17 protein-coding genes and 1 pseudogene are annotated in these 22,369 nt (G+C 63.6%); 8 read left to right on the top strand and 10 right to left on the bottom strand.

All coding sequences use genetic code 11. The features are described from left to right. Positions 1–122: 122 nt before the first annotated feature. Positions 123–1,004 carry an aldose 1-epimerase family protein gene (locus tag ACZYOF_RS19430; RefSeq protein WP_463716776.1) on the bottom strand — a complete coding sequence of 294 codons (882 nt, stop codon included), beginning with the start codon at positions 1,002–1,004 and terminating at the stop codon, positions 123–125. Positions 1,005–1,164: 160 nt separating this feature from the next. Here ACZYOF_RS19430 and ACZYOF_RS19425 point away from each other — a divergent pair, with 160 nt between their 5' ends. Further along, entirely contained in the window at positions 1,165–2,718 is a 1,554-nt protein-coding gene (locus ACZYOF_RS19425; RefSeq protein WP_463716775.1) for an ABC transporter substrate-binding protein, read from the top strand. 253 nt (positions 2,719–2,971) lie between these two features. On the opposite strand, the gene ACZYOF_RS19420 is transcribed toward ACZYOF_RS19425, so the two are convergent. Beyond that, positions 2,972–3,490, bottom strand: a complete 519-nt coding sequence (locus ACZYOF_RS19420) for a hypothetical protein (RefSeq protein ID WP_349017058.1) — start codon at positions 3,488–3,490, stop codon at positions 2,972–2,974. An 860-nt stretch (positions 3,491–4,350) separates the two neighbouring features. On the opposite strand from ACZYOF_RS19420, the gene ACZYOF_RS19415 reads away from it, so the two are divergent. From ACZYOF_RS19415 to ACZYOF_RS19405, 3 genes and pseudogenes are all read left to right on the top strand, one after another. Further along, positions 4,351–5,172, top strand: coding sequence for a CHAD domain-containing protein (locus ACZYOF_RS19415; protein ID WP_463716774.1), 822 nt, complete (start codon positions 4,351–4,353; stop codon positions 5,170–5,172). A gap of 220 nt (positions 5,173–5,392) precedes the next feature. Beyond that, positions 5,393–6,634 (top strand): annotated as a pseudogene (locus ACZYOF_RS19410) (SulP family inorganic anion transporter); the annotation flags it as partial. Between the two features lie 472 nt (positions 6,635–7,106). After that, a complete protein-coding gene (locus tag ACZYOF_RS19405) occupies positions 7,107–7,865 on the top strand; it encodes an SDR family NAD(P)-dependent oxidoreductase (protein ID WP_463716773.1) in 759 nt (252 codons plus the stop codon). Positions 7,866–7,992: 127 nt separating this feature from the next. Here the strand turns inward: ACZYOF_RS19405 and ACZYOF_RS19400 are convergent, their stop codons facing one another. Together ACZYOF_RS19400 and ACZYOF_RS19395 are read right to left on the bottom strand one after the other, a co-directional pair. Continuing rightward, complete coding sequence (locus ACZYOF_RS19400; RefSeq protein WP_394565630.1) at positions 7,993–8,283, bottom strand: hypothetical protein; 291 nt, start codon at positions 8,281–8,283, stop codon at positions 7,993–7,995. 279 nt (positions 8,284–8,562) lie between these two features. Then, positions 8,563–9,252 carry a TetR/AcrR family transcriptional regulator gene (locus ACZYOF_RS19395; RefSeq protein WP_463716772.1) on the bottom strand — a complete coding sequence of 230 codons (690 nt, stop codon included), beginning with the start codon at positions 9,250–9,252 and terminating at the stop codon, positions 8,563–8,565. A 155-nt stretch (positions 9,253–9,407) separates the two neighbouring features. Here ACZYOF_RS19395 and ACZYOF_RS19390 point away from each other — a divergent pair, with 155 nt between their 5' ends. Both ACZYOF_RS19390 and ACZYOF_RS19385 read left to right on the top strand, forming a co-directional pair. Then, on the top strand, positions 9,408–10,610 hold the full coding sequence (locus tag ACZYOF_RS19390; protein ID WP_463716771.1) for an HlyD family secretion protein: 1,203 nt from the start codon (positions 9,408–9,410) through the stop codon (positions 10,608–10,610). Positions 10,611–10,614: 4 nt separating this feature from the next. After that, positions 10,615–12,216, top strand: a complete 1,602-nt coding sequence (locus ACZYOF_RS19385) for a DHA2 family efflux MFS transporter permease subunit (RefSeq protein WP_463716770.1) — start codon at positions 10,615–10,617, stop codon at positions 12,214–12,216. A 52-nt stretch (positions 12,217–12,268) separates the two neighbouring features. Here the strand turns inward: ACZYOF_RS19385 and ACZYOF_RS19380 are convergent, their stop codons facing one another. After that, entirely contained in the window at positions 12,269–12,472 is a 204-nt protein-coding gene (locus tag ACZYOF_RS19380) for a hypothetical protein (protein WP_463716769.1), read from the bottom strand. Positions 12,473–12,982: 510 nt separating this feature from the next. Here ACZYOF_RS19380 and ACZYOF_RS19375 point away from each other — a divergent pair. Further along, a complete protein-coding gene (locus ACZYOF_RS19375) occupies positions 12,983–14,017 on the top strand; it encodes an LLM class flavin-dependent oxidoreductase (protein ID WP_463716768.1) in 1,035 nt (344 codons plus the stop codon). Here ACZYOF_RS19375 and ACZYOF_RS19370 read toward each other — a convergent pair. The 4 genes from ACZYOF_RS19370 to ACZYOF_RS19355 form a co-directional block, all read right to left on the bottom strand. Then, positions 14,014–16,605, bottom strand: a complete 2,592-nt coding sequence (locus ACZYOF_RS19370; protein ID WP_463716767.1) for a two-component system VirA-like sensor kinase — start codon at positions 16,603–16,605, stop codon at positions 14,014–14,016. The genes ACZYOF_RS19375 and ACZYOF_RS19370 overlap by 4 nt on opposite strands. Next, positions 16,602–17,573 (bottom strand): cytochrome-c peroxidase, encoded by a 972-nt coding sequence (locus ACZYOF_RS19365; protein WP_463716766.1) that lies wholly within the window; start codon positions 17,571–17,573, stop codon positions 16,602–16,604. The genes ACZYOF_RS19370 and ACZYOF_RS19365 overlap by 4 nt, the downstream gene beginning before the upstream one ends. Before the next feature lie 68 nt (positions 17,574–17,641). Next, positions 17,642–18,067 (bottom strand): hypothetical protein, encoded by a 426-nt coding sequence (locus ACZYOF_RS19360; protein WP_130577981.1) that lies wholly within the window; start codon positions 18,065–18,067, stop codon positions 17,642–17,644. Positions 18,068–18,246: 179 nt separating this feature from the next. After that, entirely contained in the window at positions 18,247–18,993 is a 747-nt protein-coding gene (locus ACZYOF_RS19355; protein ID WP_282531312.1) for a response regulator, read from the bottom strand. Between the two features lie 934 nt (positions 18,994–19,927). On the opposite strand from ACZYOF_RS19355, the gene ACZYOF_RS19350 reads away from it, so the two are divergent. Then, positions 19,928–21,103, top strand: coding sequence for a serine hydrolase domain-containing protein (locus ACZYOF_RS19350; RefSeq protein WP_463716765.1), 1,176 nt, complete (start codon positions 19,928–19,930; stop codon positions 21,101–21,103). A gap of 121 nt (positions 21,104–21,224) precedes the next feature. Here ACZYOF_RS19350 and ACZYOF_RS19345 read toward each other — a convergent pair whose 3' ends face one another. Further along, on the bottom strand, positions 21,225–22,256 hold the full coding sequence (locus ACZYOF_RS19345) for a LysR substrate-binding domain-containing protein (RefSeq protein WP_463716764.1): 1,032 nt from the start codon (positions 22,254–22,256) through the stop codon (positions 21,225–21,227). Positions 22,257–22,369 lie beyond the last annotated feature (113 nt).

Below are 22,369 nucleotides of genomic sequence, written 5' to 3'. Positions count from 1 at the left end.
AATCGTGCCACAATGGCCGGCGGTGGGCGTGCTCTTGGTCGATGCTTGCATCAGACTCTCCGATGGTTCGAGTGTGGAAACCCAAACCTACCGGAAAGGGCGCGCTCACCGCCCCATGGAATCTACGCGGCTGCAGCGCTGCGAATTCGGTAGCTCAGCGATCGGCTCGCGCCGGGCGCGATCTGCATCAGGCCGGGCTTGCCTGTGAACTCGCCGTCGAAATCCACCGGGCTGGCAAAGCCGTGCCACGGCTCGATGCACAGGAACGGCGCGCCGCCGGGCTTTGACCAGATGCCGAGTTCGCGAAAGCCGTCCCACGAAATTTCGATCGACGGCCCGCGATCGGCGGCATAGCGCACCGAAGTGCTGGCGAGATGATCGAGGATCACAGCGTCATCGTCGAACAGCCGCTCCGACAATGCGAGTACCTTCCCTTTGATCGGAGATGGCTGCGCATCCGGCCGCATCAGACCGCCCTCGAGCCGGCGGATCGGCGCGGGCTCGTCATGCGAGAAGCTCAGCGTGTAGGCCTCCTTCGCCAGTCCCGGAAGCAGCGGCCACTTGAAGGCGGGGTGTCCTCCGAGCGAGGCCGGCACCGTCTCATCACCGGGGTTGGCGATCTCGAACAGCACCTCCAGATCGGCGCCCTGCGCCGTATAGGTCACCTCCAGGCGGAAGGCGAAGGGATAGCGGGCGCGGGTCGCGTCGTTGTCGACCAGCGCCAGCTTGCAGGATGCGGCCTCGCGCGAGACCCATTCAAACCGCTGATCGCGCGCGAAGCCGTGTTGCGTCATCGGGTAGGTCTTGCCCTTGTGGCGCAGCTCATCATTCTTCAGCCGCCCGACGATCGGAAACAACAACGGCGCGTGTCGCGGCCATTCGGGGCCGGCCTGCCACAACAGCTCGAGACCGTCTGCATTCTTCAACGAACAGAGTTCGGCTCCGGCGGCCTTGATCGTCGCGGTGACACTGTCGCTGCGGATGATGTGGGTATCTGTGCTCACGTCTGACCTCACGGGGATGGCGCGCTCGTGTCTGTATATTTTTTAAGCTGACGATGTCGAGACTTTCATCTTGCCGCGGCAATCGCGGGTGTGTGAGCCTTGCCGGAAAGCCGCTGTTCCCGGCGAATTTGCGGTTGTTCCGATGCGAGAAAGACGGGTCATGTTCAAACGGCTGTTGTTTGCTTTCCTCCTTGCCACCGCAAGCGTCGGCACCGCGATGGCGCAGGAATCGCCAAGGATGGGAGGCGTGATCAACACGGTGATCCAGCCGGAACCGCCCGGCCTGATGCTGGCGATGATCCAGAACGGCCCGACCCAGATGGTATCGGGCAATATCTTCGAAGGATTGTTGCGCTACAGCCCGAAACTGGAGCCGCTGCCCAGCCTCGCGGAAAGCTGGACCGTCAGCCCGGACGCCAAAGTCTACACCTTCAAGCTCAAGCCTGATGTGACTTGGCATGACGGCAAGCCGTTCACCTCGACCGACGTGCTGTTCTCGATCGACATGCTCAAGCAGACCCATGCGCGCGCCCGCAACAATTTGTTGCAGGTCGAGAAGGTCGAGGCACCCGACGACCTCACCGTGGTGTTCACGCTCAAGGAGCCGTTCGGTCCGTTCCTCGGCATTTTCGAGGTCGGCTCGATGCCGATGATCCCGAAGCATCTCTATGCGGGCACCGACTTCAAGACCAATCCCTATAACAATGCGCCTGTTGGCACCGGTCCCTTCATGTTCAAGGAGTGGAAGAAGGGCTCCTACGTCCGTCTGGTGAAGAACCCGAACTATCACGAGAAGGGCAAGCCCTATCTCGATGAGATCTATTGGCAAATCATTCCCGACGCCGCGGCGCGTTCGGTCGCGTATGAGACCGGAAAGATCGACGTGCTGCCCGGCGGCTCCGTGGAGAATTTCGACGTGCCGCGCCTGTCGAAGCTCAAGGACACCTGCGTGACCGGCGCCGGCTGGGAGTTCTTCAGCCCGCTCGCCTGGCTGTGGCTCAACAACCGCCAAGGTCCAACCGCGAACAAGAAGGTGCGTCAGGCGATCCTGTATGCGATCGACCGCAACTTCGCCAAGGACGTGATCTGGAACGGGCTCGGCAAGGTCGCAACCGGCCCGTCGTCATCGGCCATCAAGTTCTATACCGACGACGTGCCGAAATACGACTTCAACCCGGCCAAGGCCAAGGCGCTGTTGAAGGAGGCCGGCTACAATGGCGAGAAGGTGCGCCTGCTGCCGCTTGCCTATGGCGAGACCTGGCAACGCTGGGGCGAAGCCGTGAAGCAGAACCTGGTCGACGTCGGCATGAACATCGAGATGATCGCGACCGACGTACCCGGCGGCAACCAGAAGATCAGCGATTGGGACTACGACATCGCCTTCACCTATCTCTATCAGTACGGCGATCCGGCGCTCGGCGTCGGCCGCAACTACGTCTCCAGCGCCATCGCCAAGGGCCAGATGTTCAACAATGTCGAGGGATATTCCAACCCCGAGATCGACAAGCTGTTCGCTGAAGGCGCGATCGCAACGCCCGACTCCAAGCGCAAGGAGATTTACGAGAAGGCGCAGAAGATCCTGGTCGAGGACGTGCCGGTTGCCTGGATGCTGGAATTGCAGTTTCCGACCATCACGCGCTGCAAGGTGAAAAACCTGATCACCACCGCGATCGGCGTCAATGACGGCTTTCGCGACGCCTGGATCGAGAAGTGAGCGTGAGCGTTAGAGCATGAACCGGAAACACGGAGACCGGCTTTCCCTCGTGCCGAAATACTGGCGTCCGGTCGTGATAGATCGAACGCCAGCAGCCCCTCACTCCAAATAACCGCCTCTCTCGCTCGGTCTATAAACAGCGCTCAACGCGCACGGCGACCGCCACGCCCTCAACAACCTGCCTCACCCCAAGATGCTGTCATCCCAGCCTGAGGTGAGGGCAAGACGAAGATGGACGACGAGAGATCAGACGCTATTGATTCACGATGTTCCCGGTTGCGTTGAAGTCCTTCTTCTTGTCGTACCCGGAGTCGCGTAGATTTCGGAAATACATGTCGCGGTCTTGGCTGCTCATACCGCCCTGCCAGCCGACCGGACGCGGACCCGCAAATGCGTTCGAGTACATCGGACGGGCACCGTAAGCGCCTGAATAGTAGGGGCCACCGCCATAGTAGCCTGTCCCTGTGTAGTAAGGGCCGCCTCCCCATCCCCAGGCGGGTGAGGTGGCACCGACCGCCGCAGCCGTTCCGACTGCCGCAGCCGTTCCGACCGCCGCGGCGCCTGCCATACCGGCACCGTATGCGGCCCGCCGTGTTTGCCGACGCGCAACACCCGCAGCGCTCACGGGCGTCAACGGGCGACCGACTCGTGCCTGGGCGCTCTCGACCGACAGCGTCACGCCGCGCTGTTCAGACCAGTTGAATGAAAGCAGCGCCGCACAGGCGAAGGTCGAGATCGCAATGGCAACTTTTGTCACAGTGGTCTGCGTCATATTGCTTCCTCCATTTTTTCTGCCCCATTTTTGCGACGTCTTTTGGTGTTGGCACGCATTGCGCGGGTCAGAGAGATTGCCCGCACAGAGTTGAAGCAATGAAGGTTCAACCGGAAAAGGTTTTGCTCGACGGGATGAACCGGCACATCGGCGTAAATCTCTGCATGTTGGTACGGCAACAGCAGACGACTTGCAGGACCGTCATCATATACTCCTGCGCTTCAGAAATCCGGCGAAAAAATTGACAGTGAGACTGTCATACTTCGAGCCTCGTTGAAGGTTGAATGTAGTTGTTCGGATGCGCCAGAACATCTGCTCCGGCTTCTGGATCACCTCCGTCCGCAGCTGGTAAGCGGGCGCAATATCCTACACCGCTTCGAAGAAGGCATAATTCTGCCAGCTGCGCACGCGCAAAAGAATCTTCCGCAACAACAATAGCTCAACGCAGCGCGCCGATTTTGTCGGCGTGCAAAACCGCAACGCTCATTGGGGTCAAGGGACGACCGACTCGCGCCTGGGCACTCTCGATCGACAGCGAGACGCCGCGTTGCTCAGACCAGCCGAAGCAGAGCAGCACCGCGCACGCGAAGGTCGAGGTTGCTCGCACGAATGTGATTAGATGCGAGGCTGGCTAACGCACCGCGCGACAGTCTTCGCAGGTGCGACGCATTGCTGCTTGATCTGGCGCAATGCCTATTTGACAGCCTGCCGCCAAAAACCGTTTGATCGAGGCAGGGAACCGTCGGGCGAAGTCTGTAGATCCGAATCCGGGACGTGAGCCACATATGAAGCGATCGAAAAGGTCCGCGAAGGCGCGTATATCCCGCCCCAAGCGGGCCCGCGCGCAGTTGAGCGGCGAAATGCCCTGCGCGACCGTGTTTCGTCTGGTGGGTTCCGCCTGCCTCCAAGATGTCAAGGCTCACCATCGCGGCGCCCGTAATGGCGATACCGTTGCAGTGCATCAGACGCGCGTGGCGCTGACCCGTTTGCGCGCGGCGATCGCTTTCTTTGGGCCCATGGTTGAGGATCCCGAATGGACGCGCCTGAAGTCCGAGCTGAAATGGCTCAACGGATATCTTGGCGCCACGCGCGACCTTGATGTCGCGATCGGGAACGCTCCGCGCGAACGGCTGTTCAGGACAGCCCGGGCCGAGAGCCAGCGCCAGTTGAGACGGGCGCTGACGTCGGACCGCTATCGCCGGTGGTTCAAGGATATCGTCGATTGGGTCAACCATGGTCCCTGGTCTCATATGAGCGGCCACCGCCTGATGCGGCTCCGGGCATCGCCGGCCTGCGAGTACCACGCGCGCCGGCTCGCCGGCTGGCATGAAAAGCTCGTCAAGAGGAGCCGCGGCCTGCAGGGAATGCGCGGCCGCAAGCAGCACCGGGTCCGCCTGGCCAGCAAACGGCTGCGCTACGCGATCGAGTTCTCCGAAGACGTGCTGCCGAAGGACGATTTTGCGCGGTGGCGCGCGATCGTGAAGCAGCTACGCAAGGCACAGCAGATTCTCGGCGAACTGCACGACGCCGAGGCTGCGCGGGCGCTCGCGGCAGAGCTGCAACGACGCATCAAGACGAGCCGCGCGGGCCGCCAGCGGAAACCGCTCGAGCTGCTGGACAAGAAGGAAAAAGAGCGGCTGCTCCGGCGCGCCACGGCTGCATATCGAAAGATTGCATCCTAGGGCAGTTTCGGTTCTGATTGGATCAGAACCGAAACTCCAGATTCTTATTTTGACGCGTTTTCTTCACGCGAACCGGTGTCCACTTCGCTCGCAAACGCTCTAGCTATTGCGGTCAACCCCGTATTTGTCCGGGCAGGTTTGTTGATCGAGCGCATTTTCTTGCGGTGCGCGATTCGGCTAGTTTCCATTCAAGAAACTCGCATTTCTCCTGGTTGACAGCATGCCCGACGGTTCTTCGACGGCCCATCTCTATCGCCCGAAACTCATGACTACCCTGGGCGAGGGCTACAGCCCCGACAAACTCCGCCAGGATGCCGTTGCCGGTCTCACCGTGGCCGTGGTCGCGCTGCCGCTATCGATGGCGATCGCGGTGGCCTCCGGTGTGACGCCGGAACGGGGCCTTTTCACCGCCATCATCGGCGGTTTCCTGGTCTCGGCGCTCGGCGGAAGCCGGTTTCAGATCGGCGGACCGGCAGGCGCCTTCATCGTGCTGGTGGCGGCGACCGTCGCCCAGCTCGGCGTGAACGGTCTGTTGCTGACGGTGCTGGTGTCCGGCGTGATGCTGACCCTGGTCGGCGCGACCGGTCTCGGCTCGCTGATCCGTTACATGCCGCATCCCGTGACCGTCGGCTTTACCTGCGGAATCGCGGTGACCATCTTTGCGAGCCAGATCACGGACCTGTTCGGCCTGACGCTTGCCGGGCCCGAACCGGGCCCCCTCCTCGCCAAGCTGATCGTGCTTGGCCATGCGCTTCCGACCCTGAACTGGGCCGCACTCGGCATTGGCGCAGGCACGGCCGCGATCATCTTCGTGCTCCGGCAATGGCGGCCGACCTGGCCGGGAATGCTCATCGCCATTGCGATCGCCTCGGTCGTGGCGCTGGTGCTGCAACTGCCGGTCGAGACCATCGGTACCCGTTTCGGTGAAATCCCTCACAGCCTGCCGGCGCCGCAGGTGCCGGAGTTCTCATACGACCTCCTGCTGAAGGTCTTGCCGGCGGCGTTCTCGTTCACGCTGCTCGGCGGCGTCGAAAGCCTGCTTTCGGCCAAAGTCGCCGACAGCATGACCGGCCGCAAGCACCGCTCCAACATGGAGCTGGTCGCACAAGGCATTGCCAACATTGCTTCCGCCTTGTTCGGCGGCATCAGCGTCACCGGCACCATCGCACGCACGGCGACCAATATCCGCGCCGGCGGCCGCAGCCCGCTCTCCGGCATGCTGCATTCCGTCTATCTCCTGCTGTTCATGCTCGTTGCCGCCCCCTTGGCGCGCTACATCCCGCTCGCGGCTCTCGCCGGCGTCCTGGTCGTGGTCTGCTGGTACATGGCGGAGAAGGAGGAGTTCGTCCGGCTGGTGAAGGACTGGCGGAGCGGCGTGGTGCTGGTCCCGACCTTCGCACTGACGATCTTCAAGGATCTCACCTTCGGCATCGTCACAGGATGCATCCTCGCGGTGCTGTTCGCCAAGCTCGGCAATCCGCAGAAGCCGGAGGACGCGTAGGGCTGCGATTTTTGATTGGCCGTCATTGCGAGCGAAGCGAAGCAATCCATCTCTCCGCTGGCTGCGGCATGGATTGCTTCGTCGCTTCGCTCCTCGCAATGACGGCCAATGAGAACCGAAGCTTTAGATTCTCGTCTTGATGTGTTTTCTTAACGCGACCCGGTATCCACTTCGCTCGAAAACGCTTTATGCAGGCCAAGCGACTTGTAGGGTGGGCAAAGCCAACGGGTCGCGCGAACGCGCGCCCGATGACAGGCTCCGCGTGCCCACCATTCACGATCAGAGCAAGAAAAGGTGGGCACGCTTCGCTTTGCCCCCTACAGACTGGAGCTTTCCCAAAAAGGTGATCGCCAGAGCTTCGCATTGACGAGAGCCCCGCCTATATCAGCCCCTGCTTGTATTATGCCTGTCATTCAAAGCCGGGGAATCCAGCATGGCTAGCCCATCCATTCTCGAACCGACGGCCGCGCAAGGCAGCGTGCTGATCGCGGGCGTCGGCGCGTCGCAAGGGGTGGGCGCGGCGATCGCTCGCCGGTTCGCCGCAGGCGGATACCCGGTCGCAATCGCGGGCCGCAATGCCGAGAAGCTCGCGGCGACCGCCACGGAACTCGCGGCCGCCGGCGCCAAGGTCGCCCATGTCGTCGGTGATGTCTCCAAGCCCGCCGATGTCGCGCGCTTCGTCGCGGCGGCGCAAAAGCTCGCGCCGCTTGCGATGGCGGTGCACAATGCCGGCTCGAACCGGTGGGCGCCCTTCCTGAAGGTGAGCGAGGAACAGTTCAAGTCACATTGGCGCGAGCATGCGCTCGGCGGTTTTCACCTGGCGCAGGCGGCAATCCCAGCGCTGCTGTCGCGCGGCGGCGGCACGCTGGTGTTCACGGGAGCGAGCGGCTCGCTGCGCGGCAAGGCCCATTTCGCGCCCTTTGCCGCCGCCAAGGCCGCGCTGCGCGCGATGGCGCAGAGCATTGCGCGGGAATTCGGACCTCAGGGCATCCATGTCGGCCATGTCGTGATCGATGGCGGCATCGAGGGCGATCGGCTCCTGACTTTTCTCCCACAATTGAAAGAGGAGCGCGGTCCGGACGGCCTGCTCAACATCGCCGCCATCGCCGAGGCCTATTGGGTGCTGCACCATCAGCACCGCAGCGCCTGGACCCACGAGCTTGACCTCCGTCCCTGGGCGGAGTCGTTTTAGCAAATTGTAGGGTGGGCGAAGCGCCGTAGTTCGGGTGAAGCGCCAGCGTAACCCGGGGCCGGCCCGGAACGCATGCGGACGTCACGGGTTACGCGTTCGCTCCACCCGGGCTACGCGCACAAAACCTCTACGTCATGCTGCCCGGCATGAAGCAGCGGATCGTGATTCCCGTGGTGCCCTTCATCGGCCAGACCATGGTCCGGCCGGCGCGGTTCGGCTCGGTGATCACGGCTTCGTCGGGCACCATGATCCATTGCCCCTCCAGACGGACCCGGTAGTGCCCATCCTTGGACTCCCAGTCCGGATCGGCCACCGCGACGCCGTCGGCATCCGAGCAGCAAGGCCCGAGCCTGCTCTTCAGGCTGTCGAACCAGGGTTTGAGTGGCGAGTTGGAATAGCGTCCATCGTCGCGAGCCATAAGGGTTCCCGCTGGGACGACGAGGAGAATTGTCAGGACCGAAGTCCAAACCAAATTTGTGCGAGCCATGTCCGTGCCGTGACGAGACGCCAGACCCCAACCCTGACAAACCGGGAACCCCGGATGAAGTTCCACGCATGGACCCGATTGGGACACGCCGTCCACAGGATCGGATAGAGCTGGATGATTATTCTTCGAAACGTCATCCCGCTCCATCTTTTTGTTCGAGCATGATCTTTTTCGGAAAACCGGTACCCACTTTTCCGGATCATGCTCTGGTCAGCGCCGGACCGCACACCCTTCGAGGAACAGGGTCGCGCAGGCCTCAGCGCGGCGCTCGAGTTCGGGACGATCGGGCGGCGCTTGGCGACCGAACAACACGGCGCGCTGCGGCGCGAAGACGATCATGCCAAGCAGCATGCCGGCCGCCTCCTCCGGATCGATCTCCCGAAGCGTGATCAGGCCGCGCTCGTGTTGCGTCCGCAACCAATTTGCCAGCGTCGTCACCGTTCGCCGCATCGCACTCTTGTAGAAAGTCTCCGCGATATCGGGGAATTTATCGCTGTCGGCGAGGACCAGGCGCTGCAGCGCAATCACCTCGCCATCCAGGATAAGTTCGGCGCAGGCAAGACAAGCCTCGCGTAGCGCACCTCTGATGTTGCTGCCGTCGCAGGCGCGGAGCCGTACGCCCGAAATGAACCGGTCCATCCGGTCCGCGACCATCCCCTCGAACAGGGCCTCTTTGCCGGAAACCAGCCGGTAGAGCGTCTTCGTCGAGACGCCGGCGCGGCGCGCCACGTCATCCATGCTGGTCGCCGCGAAGCCGCTGGCGGCAAATTCGCGCCGCGCGGCCTCGTAGATCACCGTCCGCGTCTCATCATCGGAGCGCAGCGGCGGCCTGCCCCGGCTGCGGCGCTCGAGTGCCGCACCGCCTTTGTCTGCGCTGCCCTGCTTCGTCGTGACCGTCATGCCATTGAGCCATGCTTTAAGATGACGCCTGTCATTCCATTGACAGACCCAATATGGCGCTTATTTTGGAAAACATCAAGTTTCCTAATTAGCCCGCGCCATCCGATGGAAATTATCCAGTCCTGGCAAGGGGATAGAAAGTCAGGAGGGCCGTCATGAACGAGCATTCCGCGTCCTTGGAGATCGAGCGCCCGCTATCCGCCGCCGAAGTGCAGCGGTTCGCGCCGGCGCCGGAGCCGGTCGTCCCCGCTCCCGTTGCCTCGGCATCGATCAAGGGCAAGCTGCGGCGGATCGCTCTTACCGGCCTCGCCATCGCCGCGCTGTCCGGCGCCGCCTGGTATGGCTGGGACTACTGGACCGTCGGTCGCTTCCTCGTCTCCACCGACGACGCTTATGTCAAAGCCGACAACACCACGATCGCGCCGAAGGTCTCGGGCTATCTCAGCGCGGTGCTGGTCGGCGACAATGAGCGTGTGAAGGCCGGCCAGATGCTGGCGCGGATCGACGAACGTGATTTCAAGGTGGCGCTGAACCAGGCCAAAGCCGATGTCGAGGCCGCGCGGGCCGCCGTCGCCAGCAAGCATGCGCAACTCGATGTCCAGCAGGCGGTGATCGAGGCCGCGAAGGCGACGCTCGACGTCGACACCGCGACGCAGACCTTCGCCGCGCAGGAGAACAAGCGCTACACCGACCTCGCCACCACAGGCTATGGCAGCGTGCAGAACGCGCAACAGGCGCAATCGCGCCACGCCGGCGCGCAAGCCGCGGTTCAGCGCGACATCGCCAACCTCGCTTCCGCGCGAAAGCAAGTCGAACTGCTGAAGGCGGAGATCACGCAAGCGGTGGCGGCGACCGCGCGCGCCGAGGCGATCGAACAGCAGGCCGAGCTGAACCTTGGCTACACCACGATCACAGCGCCGATCGACGGCGTGGTCGGCAACCGCACGCTGCGCGTCGGCCAGTTCGTGCAGGCCGGCACGCAACTGATGTCGCTGGTGCCGGCGACCGGCACCTATGTGGTGGCGAACTTCAAGGAGACGCAGCTCACCGACGTCCGCAAGGGACAGAAGGCGGACATCTCCGTCGACATGTTCCCGGGCCAGGTCGTGCACGGCCACGTCGATTCACTCGCACCCGCCAGCGGCCAGGAGTTCGCACTGCTGCCGCCTGACAACGCCACCGGCAACTTCACCAAGGTCGTGCAGCGCATCCCCGTGAAGATCGTGCTCGACCAGACGCCCGTCGAATTGCGCCCGGGCATGTCGGTGATCCCGACGATCGACACGCAGTCCCACGGCGACGCCCTACAGCAGCCGGTCGCAACGCCGAAGCCCGCGACTTCGATAGCCCAGAGGTGATGCCATGTCGGACCTCACACTATCGGCCACAGCCCCCCTGCCGCGTGCGGCCGTCAATCCGGACCGGGCCAGCGCCACGGTGTGGGTTTCCGTGCTCGCGGCGATGATCGGCGCCTTCATGGCGATCCTCAACATCCAGATCACCAACGCCTCGCTGCTCAACATCGAAGGCGGCATCGGCACCGGCGTCGACAACGGCTCCTGGATCTCGACGTCGTACCTGATCGGCGAGATCGTGGTGATCCCGCTGACCGACTATCTCAGCCGCGTGTTCTCGTTCCGCAACATCATGATCGTTCACGCTACGCTGTTCGCGGCGTTCTCGGTGGCTTGTGCCTTCACTCATGACCTGCCGTCGATGATCGCGATGCGGGCGTTGCAGGGCTTTTTCGGCGGCGTCCTGATCCCGATGGCGTTCACGCTGGTGTTCACCAAGCTGCCCAAGGCGCAGCAGCCGATCGGGCTTGCGATGTTCTCGATCGCCGTGACCTTTGCGCCGGCGATCGGCCCGACCATCGGCGGCTATCTCACCGAAAACTACGGCTGGCAGACCATCTTCTTCGTCAACGTGGTGCCGACCGCGGTCATGGTGACCATGCTCTATTTCACGCTGGAGCGGCAGCCGATGCAGCTCGGCCTGCTGCGCGAGGGCGACTGGCTCGGGATCGCGACCATGGCGATTGGCCTCTCCGCGCTGCAGACAGTGCTGGAGGAAGGCAACAAGGACGACTGGTTCGGCTCGCCCTTCATCGTGAAGCTTGCGATCGTCGCTGCGGTCAGCCTGTCGCTGTTCGTGATCATCGAACTCGTCGTGGAGAAGCCGTTGATCCGGCTGCGGCTGCTGGCCCAGCGCAGCTTCGGCTTCGGCACGCTATCAGCGGTGTTCGTCGGCTTTGCGCTGTTCGGCTCGGTCTATCTGCTGCCGGCCTATCTCGGCCAGGTGCAGCTCTACAACGCCGAGCAGATCGGCCAGGTGCTGGCGTGGACCGGCCTGCCGCAGCTCATCCTGATCCCGCTGGTGCCGAGACTGATGCAGCGCTTCGATGCCCGCTACATCGCGGCCGTCGGGATGGCGCTGTTCGCGGCAAGCTGTTTCATGAACACGCAGATGTCGCTCAACTATGCCGGCGACCAGCTCTTCGTTCCCAATATCATCCGCGCCATCGGCCAGGCCCTGATGCTGGCGCCGCTCAGCGCCGTGAGCCTCGGCAGCGTCGCGCCGCAGGACGCGGCGGCGGCCTCCGGCATTTCCAACATGATGCGCAACCTCGGCGGCGCAATCGGCACCGCGCTGCTTGCGACCATCGCCACCAAGCGCGAGCAGTTCCACTCCAACATCATCGGCCAGTCGGTCGACCTCGCACGCGAGGAGGTGCGCCAGCGCATCACCGAAATGACGAACTACTTCATGGCCCACGGCATGAGCGATCCGGCAGCCGCGCGACATCAGGCGATCATCGCGCTCGGCAACACCGTCAAGCGCCAGGCGCTGGTGATGGGCTATAGCGATACATTCGCCGTGCTGGGCTTCGTGCTCGTGCTCGCCGGCATCGCGATCCTCTTGACCGGCAAGCCGAAGGGCGCCGCCGCCGGCGGCGCGCATTGAAAGATTGCTGTGCCGCCTCTCCCGCTTGCGGGAGAGGTGAACTCCTGTGCGGTCAGTATGCCGTTCGATTGTCGGGGCGGCGCCGCCGCTCGATCAGCGCCCGTGCGGCGCGCTCCGCGGAGCGGGCCGAGCCGAAATGGCCGCCCTCGAGACTGTCGAAGGCGCGCTCGGAGGAGAAGAACCTGAAGCCACGCTCGTCACTCACGACGATGCCGGCGGTCCGGTTGGAAACTTCGATGACATAGGCTTTGGACATGCGTGCTCATTCGCCGCTGCTGCGGCTCTCCCGTCTGATGCATGGTTGAGGTCGGTAACTAGGCGGGAATCAGCAACAGGCTCCGGTCGCCGCCGAGACGCAGCGACGGGTCATGCGCTTGCGCATATCGCCCACCACTTTCCTGTCTCTTGCTCTCATGCGGCAACCCCGAGCAGCACAACCTGCTGCATCGAATATCCGGCGAAAGCCCGTGTTGGTCAATGAAATGGCTGTCCAAATTTGCGGCCGTGACGCCGCTGCTCTTCCATGCGCAGGACCGGAAACGAGCAGAACGGTCTCGTCGGCAGACCGGATCGCAACGTCATCGGTCCCCGCCAGGAGAGCAAGAGCGGAAACCAAGCGTTTCGGCGCATGGCCTTGCCAGCCACTGGCCAGTCACTATGTCGCAGTGAAGCCAACTGCCTGCCCGTCCGGGCCGGCCCTCCCCTTTTCTAAAGATTGGAAGCTCGCGGCGCGCTGCGCCAAGCCGTGCCAAACCGGAATATGACAATGACCACATCGCTGGAATTTGGGCTCGATACCTTTGGCGACGTCACCCGTGATGCCGCCGGCGCACCGCTGTCGCATGCGCAGGTGATCCGCAATGTCATTGACGAAGCAGTCCTGGCCGACGAGATCGGGATCGATTTCATCGGCCTTGGCGAGCACCACCGCGCCGACTTCGCGATCTCGTCGCCCGAAGTGGTGCTGGCGGCGATCGCGGCGCGCACCAGGCGAATCCGGCTCGGCTCCGCCGTGACGGTGCTGAGCTCGGATGATCCGATCCGCGTCTTCCAGCGCTTCGCGACCGTCGATGCGGCCTCGAACGGCCGCGCCGAGGTGATCCTTGGCCGCGGCTCGTTCACCGAGTCCTTTCCCCTGTTCGGCTTCGATCTCAACCAGTACGAGGCACTGTTCGAGGAGAAGCTCGACCTGTTCGTCGAATTGTTGAAGCAGGAGCCGGTGACCTGGCAGGGCAAGCTGCGCGCCCCGCTGAACAACCAGCTCGTGTTTCCGCCGATCGAGCATGGCCGGCTGAAAACCTGGATCGGCGTCGGCGGCAGCCCGGAGTCCGTTGTGCGCGCCGCGCGTTACGACCTGCCGCTGATGCTCGCGATCATCGGCGGCGATCCCAAGCGGTTCGCGCCCTATGTCGAACTCTACCACCGCGCCTTCAAGCAGCTCGGCCGCCCGGTCAAGCCGATCGGGGTACATTCGCCGGGCTATGTCGCCGACAGCGATGAGCAGGCGCGCGAGGAGCTGTTCGCCGACTACAAGACCATGCGCGACCGCATCGGCAGGGAACGCGGCTGGCCGCCGATGGGCCGCGACGAGTTTGTGCGCGAGGCCGACCACGGATCGCTCTATGTCGGTTCGCCGGAGACGGTCGCACGAAAGATCGCCACCACCGTCAAGGCACTCGGCATCGCGCGCTTCCAGCTCAAATACTCGGCCGGCCCGTTGCCGCATGAAAAGCTCATGCGCAGCATCGAGCTCTACGGTCGCAAGGTGGTGCCGCTGGTCCGCGATATGTTGAAGGACTAGGACTTGGCAAGAGGCTGCCGCCGCGAGCCGATCGGACGCCGTAGCCGCGACGACAGCGATGAAGAGCCCGCGCCGGCGTCCGTGGGTTCTGCACGCGACTCACGTAATGAGCGGACCTGCGGTTTTGCTTCCGGCTCCCTGCGTGCCGCGCAATTGCTGAGCGCAGCCGCGACTTCCGAAGTGACAAGCGGCCAATGCACGACGTCGCTGATGCCGGCGGCCACCAAAGTGTCGGCGCCGATCTCCTCGGTCGATCTCGCCGCCAGCACGATCGGAAGATGTGGCGCCGCCGCATGCAGCGCCGCCGCCGCTTCCAGCGACGCCGCCGCCGATCCGAAATAGCCGACGATCGCCGCATCGAACCGGTCGGGCTTGGCGCTGCATGCGGCGCACGCCGCGGCGGCCGTGCCGAATCCAACCGGCTCGTAGCCGATCGCCGCCAGCGTTTCCTCGTCCCGCAGCAATCGCGCCTGATCGCTGGTGACCATCATCACGGTCTCGCCCTTTCCCACCGGCAGCATCGCCGGCTTGATGTCCGAAATCGGCGCGGCCATCGCCACGCAAGGCAGCCAAACCTCGAAGCGGCTGCCCTTGCCGGGAACGCTCTGCACGTTCATCGCCCCGCCATGCTCATGTACGATCTCGCGCACCGTCGCCAGTCCCAATCCGTTTCCGGAGGAACGGGTGGTGAAAAACGGCTCGAAGATCCGCGCCAGTGTCGCATCGTCCATGCCGCGGCCGGTATCCGTGACCACGATACAGACATAGCGGCCCGGCTGAAGCGTGTCGTGACTGAGCGAGCGAAGCTCGGTGATTTCGCGGATATCCATCGCTATTTCGACACGGCCGTGATCGCCGATCGCCTGCGCGGCGTTGTTGCAGAGATTGAGAATCACCTGCTGCAACTGCGCAGGCTCGCCGGACACGATGGCGGTCGCCAGCGGCTCGCGGATCGCGAGATCGACGTTGCCGGGCAGCGAGACATTCAGCAGCGAAACCGCTTCCGTCACGAGGCTATGCGCGCTGAGCGGCCTGCGCCGCGCGTCGCGGTGCCGCCCGAACAGGAGGATCTGCTCGACCAGGTCGCGCGCCCGCTCTGCCCCGCGGCGGATCGCACGGAGATTCTGCGCGAAGCGGTTGTTCTGGCCGAGCTGTTCCTCGATCACTTCGGAATGGCCGAGGATCCCGCCCAGGATGTTGTTGAAGTTATGGGCGATGCCGCTGGTGAACGTACCGATCCGCTCCATGCGGCGGGCCTGCTGCAGGCGCTCCTCGAGGCGCCATCGTTCCCGTTCCATCGCGTGCCGCCCAACGGCGTACATGATGATATCGAGCGCCATGCGCAAAAGACTGAGTTCGACGGTATCCGTGACCCGGCAGGGGCGACCGATCGTGTCGAACCCCAGCGCAACGCTGGTGCCCTCCTGGTCGACGCCCGTCACGCAGGCCCATGCACCGAGGCCAACATCCATCAACGCCCTTCTGTCTGCGCCGACCGGCAACGAATTGACGTTTGGGATGTGGACCACGCCATCCACCGTGGGCGCGAACCGAGCCGCAAGTGCCGGCGCGCCTTCCGGCCAGCCGGGTGGAAAGTCCCTGCCCGCCCTCGACCAGCCGTACAGCCGGGGGGGCGCCCCGGACCACACCACATAGGTACGGTCGCAGCCGGTGCACAGCATCAAGTCGGCGAGCGCCCGTTCGATCTCGCCATCCAGGTTCTCCGGCAGCACGTCGATGAAGCGCATCGAAATGCCCGCGATCACGTGCTCAAACGTGGCGCGGCGTTCAAGCGCCCTGGCATGCGAACGCACGCGAAGGCCGAGGTGCACCAGGAACGCGACAAGGACCAGCGATGTCACGTAGAGCAGCCAGCGAAACTCCCGCGCCGTGGTTCTCGACTCGTTTTGCCGCACAAGGAGCAGGTTGCGGAGCTGATCCTGCTCGAGCCTCGGCTGGATCGCCCGCATCTCCTTCAGCACGCCGTCGACCGCGGGCAACAGGCCCTGGAGCAGCCGTCCATGCGCCAGCAATGGGCCGATGACATCGCCGTCGAACGGACGTGCCTGATCAGCGAGGCTGTCCAGTCGATCCTTGACCTCGCGCACCGCGCTGTCCGACGTGTCGAGGGTGAGCTGCAGCATCGCCGCCGCGGCGGCGCTGATCGAAGGTCCGAGATCGGCCGACGTCGCGTGAAGGCTGAAGCGTTCGAAGAACGTCAGCGAATTGTGCAGGAGCGCATTGTCGCTCTTGAATCGTTCGACGAGTTCCTCCTGCCGCGCAAGCGACGCCTCGAGGAGGCCCACCGCCTCGCTCGTATCGGCATCGATCGCCGCTGACTGTCGCAAACGGTCGAGCGATTTGTGCAGCGCATTGATCTCACGGACCAGCGGATCGTAATTGCGCAAGGTGCCGGCACGTGCGGTGAAGACGTCGCGATAGAGCGAGCTGTCCAGCGCCGCAAAACGATCAAGCTCGGCGAGCGCGCGATCAAACTGCTCGGCCTCCGGATTGATCGCGCGCAGCGACAGCCAGGTCAGCAGCAGGACCAGCGCGAATACGATCGCCAGGGCGCGAAGCGGCGTCACGGCGGCGTTCCCTTGACGGGTATGCCACGATAGTTTCCGGTCAGCGTCTGCAGGAACGCGACGAGCGCGGTTACCTGGTCATCCGTCAAGCTGCGGTCGAGCTGCGCTGCCGCCATCTTGCGCACCGCCTCCTCGAGCGTGGCCGCGCTGCCGTCATGAAAATAGGGCGCCGTCGTCGCCACATTGCGCAGGCTCGGCACGCGGACGACATCGGGCTTCGCGTGGACCAGCGGACGGAATATGCCCTGGCGCTGGAACAGATTGCCGCCGACATTGACTCCCTGGTGGCAGGAGATGCAGCCAAACGACTTGAATATCTCGTAACCGCCGAGCTCCGCGGCCGACAATGCGGACGTATCTCCGGCAAGCCAGCGATCAAAACGGCTTCCCGGCGTAATCAGCGATTTCTCAAAGGTCGCCAATGCGTCGAGGACGCACGCGCGGTCCGGCGCGCGGCCGTAGGCGGCACGAAATTGCCGCACGATGTTGGGATCGGCATTCAGCCTGGCGACGACGTCCTCTAGGCTGGTGGCCATATTGGCCGGATTCTCCAGGGACGATTCGGCCTGCGACTCGAGCGTGCGGTAATTGCCTTCCCAGTTCAGGCGGAAGCTGAGCGCCGCGTTGAAGATCGTCAATGTATCAAATGGAGCATTTGAACCGTCATGTCTCACCATCGCGGAATCGCGGCTGGCGCCATTGGTATTGATGTCATGACAAGAGGAGCACGCCAGCTTCCCGTCTTTCGACAGACGGGTGTCCGCAAACAACCGCTCTCCGAGGGCAAGCTTGAGCGGATCGGTCGCGGTAGGCTCTGGAATGGGCGTGATCGGTTCCTGATCGGCGATGGGAATTGGGCGCGAGGCGGGAGCGGTCGGAATGGTTTGCGTAGCTGCGCCGGTGGCGATCAGCAGGAGCGCTGCGCAAGCCCATGGCGGCCAGCGGCGCGCGCGCAGCATTTCCGGCATGGCGGACGCCTGCGCAGCCCCAAGATTCGCTCGGCTTCGCCGATATCCGGCCAGCGACCATAACCGCATCATTGCCGACGATTCCCGCGGCTTTCCAGATATGCGATGTTGCTATTCTCGGCGTCGCCGCGGCTCTCGAGGCTTCGCAACTCGATGACGGCAGGCGGATGGTGGCCGCGCAGCTCGTCGGGCTCCAGCACGTAAGGATACATGCCTTGCGCATAGGCGGCGCAGCCCTCCAACACCTGGGCAACCGTCCAGGACATCACCGAGAGAATGACGCTGTGGAATGCAACGTCGCTGCAGACGGCGAACGTCCCGACGACTTTCAGCATCAGCCTTGAGGGCCACCACAAGGCATCAGTCGCGGACGGCCTCTCGCTGGCGGGACCTGCGTGCGTCGTCACCGCGCGCATCGGATACCGGCGGACGGCGCTCGTGCGCCGGTCGGCCCGCCATCGGCTGGCGGGCAGTCTCTTCCTGTCCAATTTCATTGACATCTCCCGAGGATTTTTCACCCTCGAGAGATTGCCGCTTGCATGTTGCGACAGCATTCCAGCCCCGGAATTAAGGGCTACCATTGTAATGGAACCCGCTGCGCCTGCGGCCCTGACTGTGAGACGCGTCGAAGCAGGACTTGCGACCATCCGCCGCACGGCGCAATTGGCCATCGTCAGAGCCGCTCGACCGACAGCGCGAACACATAGCCGACGCCGCGCTCGGTCAGGATGACCTTCGGCGTGCTCGGATCGCCTTCCAGCTTTCGGCGCAGACGCAAAACCTGCACGTCGATGCTGCGGTCGAAGACATCCTCATGCACGCGGGTGGCCTGCAAAAGCTGCTCGCGCGAGAGCGGCCGTTGCGGCGCGTCGAGGAAGGCAACCAGCAGCGCGTATTCGCCCTTCGTCAGCGCGACCTGCGTGCCGCTCGGATCGGAAAGACGCCGGCTGCGCCGATCGAGTTGCCAGCCGCCGAATCGATAACGGCCTTTCTCCGGATCGCGCGGCGCGGTCTGTCCGGTTTCGCGCCGGCGCAGCACCGCGCGGATCCGCGCCAAGAGCTCCCTCAGGCCAAATGGCTTCGTGATGTAATCGTCGGCGCCGAGCTCCAGGCCGACCACGCGATCGATCTCGTCGCGGCGATGGCCGGTAGTGATGATCACGGGCACGTCGGAGTGTGAACGGATTTCGCGCAACAGATCGAGACCGTCTTCCTGGCCAAGCCGCAGGTCGAGGATGACGAGATTAGGTTCGCGCGTAACCAAGAGGCCAGTGACCTCGTCCCGCCCCGACGCGGACAGCGCACGAATGTCGTGCTCCTCGAGATAGTTCATCACGAGGTGTCGCATGGTGCGATCGTCCTCAACCACGAGGCAGGTCGGCTGGCCGCGCTCCGCACTCGGGTTCTGATCGGACCGCACGTTCGGATCGGATCCGTTTCCACCGGCTCCGTTTGCTTCACTACGTTCGGGCCGACCATTACGGTTAGCCGCGGCAATTGCGGCATTCAAATTCATTTGCGTCACTCCCGACGCCCCCTGGCCGCGGGGTATAGAGCACAGTATTGCACGCTACAGCACACATTTCAGCGAGCGCATCCGGCATCAAATATCGTTGAACGCGTCGGTGCCGACGCGGTCCTTCACGATGTTGTGGCCGCATTGAACCGGAGCATGATTCGGCGACACTCAACGCATCGACGCTCTTCGGGCCGTTCTATCTTACAGTCTTAGAATCGTTCAAATCAGCCAAGCCCCATGGTGTGGTTCGCTCCGATTGGGCGAAGCATGTTTCTCTGAAGCCCAGCTTTCCGCTGTCCCACAACTCGAACGGTCCGCGGGCGATTGCGTCGTTCGTCGACGAGCGTTTTAGCCAAAATGCTTCCGCACGAAATCACCGCTCGAATTTTCCAATGACCGTATAATTGACTGTTGCGGCCCGGGCACCCGTCAGGTCTTCATGAAAACCTCGCCGGCAATCGAGCATTCGTGAGCGCCACGCTGGCTTGCCGTTTGAATCCGCTTCCTCCTCTCCCTACATGAGCGTTTCGGCTCTCTCCAAGAGTAAGCCCCGGTGCCTTGTTTTCGAGGCTTCGGGAGGCTCGGCCGCGCCGTGAAAATGTCGTGAGCACCTTCGGATCCTCGATTGATCGGTGGTGGCGCACGTGATTGCAGCGACCATCGAGCAGGCGACCTCGCGGGCATCGGCGCTCGCCGAGGCTTCTCTAGTAACGTGGTGATCGCGGTGCACCGCGCGCTTCCGCCTTTGCACCTCTCAGCAGCCGGCCTCCACTGCCATAGTGCGACCTCGGCGCTTCGACCGCATGTGGCTTAGGGGACATTGGGTTTGACGGGGATGCTGAGACGTGTCGGCAGCGCAAACGGTGCGATCAATACCAAAACCGGCAGCGACGTCGACGCCCTGATCGGTACATACAGCGGCAGGCTGATGCCCCGCGATCACCTGCAGACCTTCCAGAACTTCGGCACCACCTTCGACACCCGGATCATTCGCGCCGGCGCACCGGTGCGGTCGTTGATCCATGCCCGTACGACGCTGCCGGAATTCCCCATCATCTCGGGCGGCGTGACCTACGACATCTACGACTATGTCGCGCGCAACCGCATCGCCGGCCTGCTGGTGATGCAGAACGATGAGGTGCTGCTCGAGCATTACGATCTCGGCATCGGTGCAGGCACCAAATGGCTGTCGATGTCGGTCGCGAAATCCGTCAGCACCACGCTGGTCGGCGCCGCGATCCAGGACGGCTACATCGCCGGCGTCGAAGATCCCGTCACCAAATATCTGCCGGAACTCGCCGGCAGCGCCTATGAGGGCGTGACGATCAGGATGCTGATGCAGATGACTTCGGGCCTGCGCTGGGACGACACCCAGACCAATCCAGCCTCCGAGCGGCGTCACATGCTCGAGCTGCAGATCGCCCAGCAACCCGGCGCGATCATGCGCTATATGGCGGAGCGCCCGCGCGTCGCCGCGCCCGGCACGGTCTGGACCTACAGCACCGGCGACACCCATGTGGTCGGCGCGTTGGTGCGTGCCGCCACCGGCAGGTGGCTCAGCGACTATCTCTCCGAAAAGATCTGGTCGAAACTCGGCATGGAAGCCGACGGCGCATGGTGGCTGGAATCGAGGGATGGCCTCGAAATCGCCGGCAGCGGCCTGTTCGCGACCATGCGCGACTATGCGCGCTTCGGCCGCTTCATCCTCGATGACGGCGTCATCGACGGCGTGCGCGTGCTGCCGGAAGGCTGGGTGCGCGAAGCCGGTGCATCACGGCAGATCGGCGGCCAGCGCGTCGACTACGGATACATGTGGTGGCCGACGCCGGCGATCGATGGCTCGCTTGCGGACGGCGCGTTCAGTGCGCGCGGCATCTTCGGCCAGTTCATTTACATCAATCCGAAGCACCGCATCATCTGCGTGGTGCTGAGCGCGCGGCCCAAACCGACCGGTTCCGCCACCGTGCTCGACAATGATTTCTGGAATGCGATGGTCCAGGCCCTGCGCTAGCAGCCTGATGGGTTGATTGGATCAGAACCGGGCTCCAGCTTTTTTCGATGCGTTTTCTTCACGCCAACCGCTGCCCACTTCGCCCGAAAACGCTATGACCGCCGCGCGTCGCAGCGCCCGCCTAGCCCGCCCTGCTTCGCTGCTTCTGTGCCGCGACACCGAGCTCCGGCCAGTCGGCCGCAATGGCGTTGATCAGCCAGTTGCGATAGCGGCGGATCAGCGGCGAATCCCAACGGTCGGCGCGGGTGATGAAATAATAGATGCCATCGGAATAGGGCTGGAAGCTCGTATCGCCCTTGCCGATCTCCACCAGCCGGCCGGACACCAATTCATGGGAAACGACCATGTGATTGGAGAGCGTCACGCCACGGCCGTGGATCGCGGCGTCGAGCGTCATATGGCCTTGCCAGAGCCGCGGCCCCCCGAGATCGAGCTCGTCATAGATGCCGTGAGCGGCGAGCCAATGCGCCCAGCCGTCGAAATCCTCTTCGTGCAGCAGACGCTGGCCCAACAGGTCGCGCGGCGTCTCGATCGGCGGCATCGAGGCCAGATAGGCCGGGCTTGCGACCGCGACGATCGGCACGCGCGCGAGCTCGGTGCAGCGCAACCCGGGCGCAAGCTGCAGCGGATTGCCATAGACCGACTCGAAGCGGATATCGATATCGGTCTCGTGCGACGCGAAATCCGGCCGGCGATCGGTCGGGCGCAATTCGATCTCGAGGTCGCGATTTGCCTTCTCGAACAGCCCGATCTTGCTCGACATCCAGTGCAGTGCAAAACCCGGCGCGCACCAGATCAGGAGCCGGCGGTTGTCGCCACGGCGCATCACGTCGATGGTGGCATTGGCGATGGCATCCATCGCGGCGGCGATCTGTTTGTGATAGCGGACGCCCTCCTCGGTGAGCGAAATGCTCGATGACGTTCGATCGATCAGCTTGATCCCGGTCCAGGCTTCGAGCGTGCGCAAGTGGCGGCTGATCACGGCATGATCGCGCCCGAGGCTCTGTGCCGCGCGCCGCACGCCGCGCAATCGCGCCACCGCATCGAAGGCGCGCAGCGCTTCGAACGGCGGGATCGATTTGCGGGAGGGCGGATTGAGCGCCGGTGCGGGCGCCGATCCCTTGTCGTCATGCATGAATATCGGATTAGTCATCTATTATCTGCATTCGGTTAAGTGGCCGCCCGCCGGGCGGACCTGACGGCACAGGAAAAGAAACGTTTCGCGAAGCAAGACCCATGCCGCAGTTGTACGACCTGCAGGTTCGC

It is taken from the genome of Bradyrhizobium sp. LeoA1Lang (assembly GCF_055413685.1).
Note: the sequence above shows the minus strand (reverse complement) of the source record. Positions and strands in the feature narration are given on the sequence as shown.